Origin of the sequence: Rhodococcus yunnanensis NBRC 103083 (genome assembly GCF_001895005.1) — a bacterium.
Classification (GTDB): Bacteria; Actinomycetota; Actinomycetes; order Mycobacteriales; family Mycobacteriaceae; genus Rhodococcoides; species Rhodococcoides yunnanense.
This window is the reverse complement of the sequence record NZ_BCXH01000053.1, coordinates 1-1,335: the sequence shown is the minus strand read 5'-3', so window position 1 is coordinate 1,335 and position 1,335 is coordinate 1. Positions and strand designations below refer to the sequence as shown.

General features: G+C 63.1%; 1 protein-coding gene. It reads left to right on the top strand.

What is annotated here, in order from left to right; all coding sequences use genetic code 11:
* Window positions 1-256: 256 nt before the first annotated feature.
* Window positions 257-1,315 (top strand): IS110 family RNA-guided transposase, encoded by a 1,059-nt coding sequence (locus tag RY1_RS29230; protein WP_072807535.1) that lies wholly within the window; start codon window positions 257-259, stop codon window positions 1,313-1,315.
* Window positions 1,316-1,335 lie beyond the last annotated feature (20 nt).

Sequence of the window (1,335 nt, the reverse complement as noted above, 5' to 3'; positions counted from 1 at the left end):
GTGACTGTGAGTATTGATGGGTCCGGTTGATACTGGATATCTCCGGTGGGTTGGGAGCCTGACTCCAGTTGTGACCGACGTCCCAGACTGTCTTTTGAATGATGTGCCGGCTCCCCGCCCGCCGGCGGTTGTAAGCACACGCGACCGGTGGGCGAAGTGACTTCATAGGAGCCTGTCCAAAGAGTCCCATCACAGTCTTGTCCGCCGTCCCGGCCGGTGCGTGGCCACCACCACGAAAGGGATAGCCATGTCCAGCATGACCGAAAACCCACCCGATGTCAGCACCACCATTTTCGTCGGCGTCGACACCCACAAAGACACCCACCACGTCGCGTACACCGACAGCCTCGGACGAGACCTCGACGACAAAGAATTCCCCAGCACCGCCGCCGGCCACGCGGACCTGATCACCTGGATCACCACCGCCGGCACCGTCGAACGGATCGGGGTCGAGGGAACCGGCAGCTACGGATCCACATTGGTGACCGCACTGCACAACGCCGGCCTCGACGTGGTCGACGTCGACCGACCCGACCGCCGCTCACGCCGCTTCCACGGCAAGTCCGATCCCCTCGACGCCCGCTCCGCCGCGCGGGCCGCACTGACTGGTAAAGCCACCACCACACCGAAATCTCACGACGGGCATGTCGAAGCAATTCGCTTCCTGCACAACGCACGTCGCTCGAGCATCAAAGCGCGCGCCGAGGCAGTCACCCAATTGAAGTCGATGATCGTCAACGCGCCCGAGGACATCCGCGCAGACCTGCGAGCGCTCACCGATGCGGCGTTGTTCACCGCATGCGCACGACTCGACGCAACGCCGAAACAACCATCGACGATCAACGCCGCCGTCCACAGCGCACTACGCTCGGTCGCCGAGCGAATCCAGGACCTGACCACCGAGGAACGCACCCTCGCCAGACAGATCAAAGCACTCGTCGCCGAACATGCCCCTCAACTCCTCGCACAATTCGGTATCGGCACCGACACCGCCGCTCAACTACTGATCACCGTCGGCGACAACCCCGACCGCATCACCACCGAAGCAGCGTTCGCTCACCTCTGCGGCGTCGCCCCGATTCAGGCTTCCTCCGGACGAACGCACCGACACCGACTCGATCGAGGCGGTGACCGACAAGCCAACCGCGCGCTCTACACCATCGCCATCACCCGACTTCGCAGCGACGAACGCACCCAGCAATACCGCGACCGACGACTCGCCGAAGGCAAGACACCACGCGACATCATCCGCTGCCTCAAACGCGCCATCGCCCGCGAAGTATTCGGCCTACTCAGACCACCGCACCACCCTTGACAAACATAGGAGCATCATTC

What these genes read in the sequence shown, in the direction of transcription:
- RY1_RS29230 (WP_072807535.1), top strand. Translation starts at nt 257, where the DNA reads ATGACCGAAAACCCACCCGATGTCAGCACCACCATTTTCGTCGGCGTC.